This window comes from Mesorhizobium sp. M4A.F.Ca.ET.022.05.2.1 (assembly GCF_003998845.1).
Taxonomy (GTDB): domain Bacteria; phylum Pseudomonadota; class Alphaproteobacteria; order Rhizobiales; family Rhizobiaceae; genus Mesorhizobium.
Map to the genome: position 1 here is coordinate 1 of NZ_RZOJ01000482.1, position 4,245 is coordinate 4,245.

The 4,245-nt window shown below is 65.2% G+C and carries 3 protein-coding genes; 2 read left to right on the plus strand and 1 reads right to left on the minus strand.

Annotated features, from left to right (window positions below):
* Both EN745_RS31040 and lexA read left to right on the plus strand, forming a co-directional pair.
* On the plus strand, window positions 1–884 hold an 884-nt coding region (locus tag EN745_RS31040; RefSeq protein WP_145992238.1), incomplete at its 5' end, for a molybdopterin molybdotransferase MoeA.
* A gap of 116 nt (window positions 885–1,000) precedes the next feature.
* Window positions 1,001–1,735 carry a transcriptional repressor LexA gene (gene lexA / locus EN745_RS31045; protein ID WP_127423007.1) on the plus strand — a complete coding sequence of 245 codons (735 nt, stop codon included), beginning with the start codon at window positions 1,001–1,003 and terminating at the stop codon, window positions 1,733–1,735.
* On the opposite strand, the gene EN745_RS31050 is transcribed toward lexA, so the two are convergent.
* Window positions 1,729–4,188 (minus strand): ComEC/Rec2 family competence protein, encoded by a 2,460-nt coding sequence (locus tag EN745_RS31050; protein WP_127423008.1) that lies wholly within the window; start codon window positions 4,186–4,188, stop codon window positions 1,729–1,731. The two genes, lexA and EN745_RS31050, sit on opposite strands and share 7 nt — an antisense overlap.
* Between the last annotated feature and the right edge of the window lie 57 nt (window positions 4,189–4,245).

A 4,245-nucleotide genomic window follows, 5' to 3' on the forward strand; every position in this document is an offset into this window, starting at 1 on the left:
TCATTCAGGAGAATGTCAGGGACCTGGGCGGCGGCACGGTAGAGGTAACCCAGCCGACGGCGCAAGGACGCAACATCCGGCGTGTCGGACTCGATTTCGCGCAAGGCGATGTGCTGCTCGAAAGGGGCCGCCTGCTTGATCCCGCGGCACTGTCGCTGGCGGCATCCGCCAACCATCCGTGTTTGAGCGTGGTGAAGCGGCCGCTGGTCGCCATCATCGCCACCGGCGACGAACTGCTGCCGCCCGGCAGCGAGCTTGGTCCCGACCAGATCATTTCGTCCAACGCCTATGGCGTCGCCGCCGCCGCTCAGTCGGTCGGCGCCCGCGCGCTCGATCTCGGCATCGCCGCCGACCGCAAGGAAGCGATCGCCGCGCTGGTCAGGCAGGCCGTCGAGCAGCAGGCCGATGTCATCGTCACGCTGGGCGGCGCCTCGGTCGGCGACCACGATCTGATCCACGACGTGCTGACCGGCGAAGGCATGACGCTCGATTTCTGGAAGATCGCCATGCGCCCGGGCAAGCCGCTGATGTTCGGCCGGATGGGGCGCACGCGCTGTATCGGCCTGCCGGGCAACCCTGTCGCCAGCCTGGTCTGCTCGCAATTGTTCCTGAAGCCCTTGCTGGCGCGACTCGGTGGCTGCGACTTCCGGCAGGACCTGCGCGAGGCACGCCTGGGCACGGCGATGCAGGCCAATGATCTCAGGCAGGATTACGTGCGCGCCGTGGTCCGCGAAGAAGCCGGCTCAATGGTTGCCACCCCCTTCGGCATCCAGGACTCCTCGATGCTGCGCATGCTCGCCGACGCCAACGGCCTTGTCGTGCGGGAGCCCTTCGCCCCGGCTGCAGCCGCAGGCGACGCTTGCCGCGTGCTGATGCTACGCTGAACAAAACGTCAACGCATTCATTAAACTTTAAACGGTTGCGGAACACAACTGGAACAGATAGTGTTTGTTCTGGGTTTGTTTTTCTGATTCTGGTTTCAGAACCCGTGGGGGCCGCCATGCTGACGCGCAAACAACATGAACTCCTGATGTTCATCCATGAACGGCTGAAGGAAAGCGGCATTCCGCCCTCGTTCGACGAGATGAAGGAGGCGCTCGATCTCGCCTCGAAGTCGGGCATCCACCGGCTGATCACGGCGCTGGAAGAGCGCGGCTTCATTCGCCGGCTGCCGAACCGGGCGCGTGCTCTGGAAGTGCTGCGCCTGCCTTACTCGATCGCGCCCGGTCTCAATGCGGCGAAGAAGTTTTCGCCGAGCGTCATCCAGGGAAGCCTGGGACAGGGCAATCTCGGTCGGCAAATCAAACCGGCGTCGCCGTCGCGTACCCCCAGCAATGACGACGACGCTGTGTCGGCGGTGTCGATCCCGGTAATGGGCCGCATCGCCGCCGGCGTGCCGATCGACGCCATCCAGCACCAGACGCATTCGATCTCGGTGCCCCCGGACATGATCTCGGGCGGCGAGCATTATGCGCTGGAGGTCAAGGGCGACTCGATGATCGAGGCCGGTATCTTCGACGGCGATACGGTCATCATCCGCAACGCCGACACGGCGAGCCCCGGCGAGATCGTTGTGGCGCTGGTCGACGAGGAAGAGGCGACGCTGAAGCGCTTCCGCCGCAAGGGCGCATCGATCGCGCTCGAAGCTGCCAACCCTGCCTATGAGACCCGCATCTTCGGCCCTGACCGGGTCAAGGTGCAAGGCAAGCTGGTCGGCCTGATCCGGCGCTACTGAGCCGACGGCGCCAGTTTGACCACCGGTTTTTCGGGTCTCTGGTAAGGCGGCAGTCCCCTCGCCTCGCGAGAGTATTTGCGCTGCTCGTGCCATGGCCGGTAGGGCTTTTCGACCGCGTAGCGGATTGTTGCTTGCGCGCTCGCCGATTGCGGATCGAAGAAGACAGCGGCACTGCCGGAGCGGGCGAGCTGACGTTTGGTGACGACGAGGGCCAGCGAATTCCAGCAGGGACTGTAGGCGGTGGCGTCGTCGATGACGATCAGGTCGGCGAAGGCGCAGGCCGGCCGCGCCGTCTTGCGGTTTTCCGCGAGCGCCACGATTGCGCCTGACGGATGTCGGGCAAGGCATAGCCCGTCCCTGCAGTAAAATGGCGAGCCCGGCGGCAGGTCGAGCGGATCGATGTCGAAGCGTGCATCCCCTGTCTCGAAGGTCTCCGGCTCGACGATGGTCTCGGCCACCAGCGCGCGTTTCCAATTGTCGGTGGTGAATTCGTTCGACCGCACCCGGTTGACGGCGAGCTCGCCGCCTCCGATCGGCATCGCCACCAGATGCGCATCCTCCGAGATCAGCACATCGGGCGTGCGGGTATTGGAAACCGTCAGCAGGCCCGCCAGAGCGAAGGGGATCGCCGCAAGTCTCAGCCAGGTCGTGGCCATGGTCGCGATGACCAGCGCTATCGTCACGAAAAGCACCGACTGGATGGAGATCAGCCCGACGGCATCGACCGGCGAGCGTTCGGAAATCCACCCGGAGATCGCGATCATCGCGGTCAGGCCCTTGCCCATCAGATACAGGAATGGCCAGTCGAGGCCGAACGGCATCGTCAGGGCGCTGGCGACCCCCAGGAACATGACCACCGAAACGATCGGCATGACGGCCAGGTTGGCGACCAGGCTGAGTGGCGAAACGCGCTGGAAGTGCCAGATGGCGAAGAGCGCCGTGGCGCTGCCGGCGATGATCGAGGTCATGGCAAGGCCACCCATCCCCATCACCAGTTTGCGCGACGTAAAGCGAAGGAACGATCGCTTCGGCGGCGGCGTGGTCGTCCTGTCGGCGCGATAGTCGGCCCAGCCGGCATAGGCGCCGACCAGGGCAGCCGTGGCGGCGAAGGACATCTGGAAGCTCGGGCCGACCACTTCGTGCGGCGACACCAGGATGACGGCGATGGCCGAGATCGCCAGATTGCGCATGGTGAGCGCTGCCCGGTCGAACAACACGGCGACAAGCATCACCGCCAGCATGATGAAGCTGCGTTCGGCCGCGACCACAATGCCGGAAAAGACGAGATAGGCGGCGATCGAGACGAGTGCGGCGGCGGCGGCATATTTCTTGACCGGCCGGCGCGAGGCGAAGTCGGGAAACAGCGCAAAGGCCCCGCGCAGCAAGAGCATGATGGTGCCGGCGACCAGCGCCATGTGCAGGCCCGAGATGGAGATGACGTGATAGATGCCGGTGCGCCGCATCGCCTCGTTGATCTCATCGGGGATGCCCGCTCGCACGCCGACTATCAGTGCGGCGGCGATCTCGCCCTCCGGGCCGCCGACCTGGCCGCGGATGTGGTTGGCGATGCTCTCCCGCGCCTTCTCGATCGTGGAAGCCAGGCGCGCCGAGGGCGGCGCATCTTCGCTGGCGATTGTCTTTGGATTGCCAAGGAAAAAGCCGCTGGCGCCGATACCGGAAAAATAGCTGTCGAAGGAGAAGTCGTAGCTGTCGGGCCGCACCGGGCCGGTCGGCTGCAGCAGCCTTGCATAGCCGGTAAGCAGCGAGCCGGCTGTCATATCAGCAGGTACTTTCCGTGCCGAAAGCCGGACCCGCTCCGGCGCGTAGCGCAGCTTTGGGTGAGCGGTGGAGATCACATCGATCGTCAGCCTGACGCGGCCGTTCTCCATTTCCTCCAGGCTAACGAGCCGGCCGGTCAGGCGGGTCTGGATCTCGGAACCGAGCATCGGTGTCGCGGCGCGCCAGGTCTCGACCTTTGCGGCGAGAAAGCCCAAGGCGCAGAAGAACGCCGCCATGAAGAGCAGATGCGTCCTTGGCCGTGGGCGCGAAACGAGCGCGCAGACAGCCATCAGCGCCACTGCCAAAAGCGGCCTGTACAGGTCTGGCTCGGCGTTCAGCGAGAAATAGAAGATCACGCCGGCAGCCAGGAACACCGGCACCAGCAGGAAGCCGATGCCGCGATCAAGCTCGGTCGTGGCCGCGGCGCCGATGCTGCGATGAAACGCCGGCCATGAGACACGGCCAAGCTGCTTGCCGAGCCGCGTGATGGTTGCCATCGGCGAGGCCGGGCGGAATCCGCCGACATCAGGCGGCAAAATCTCTTTGGCCGGACGCGACTCCGGAAGCCAAACCGGCGCTGTTTCGACAGGCGCTGTGTCGGCAAACAGCAGGCGCTCGCTGACGCCAGCTGTCGTCCCCTCGCCCTCCACCGTGCCCCGGCCTCGTCCAGCCATCGGGTCTGCCCCTTGCGCCCCAGACCTCCTATGCTACATGATCGCGCGGAGCGCGAA

Excerpts from the sequence above, each read along its gene's own strand:
- lexA (WP_127423007.1), top strand. The coding sequence starts at position 1,001 with ATGCTGACGCGCAAACAACATGAACTCCTGATGTTCATCCATGAACGG.
- EN745_RS31050 (WP_127423008.1), bottom strand. The coding sequence starts at position 4,188 with ATGGCTGGACGAGGCCGGGGCACGGTGGAGGGCGAGGGGACGACAGCT.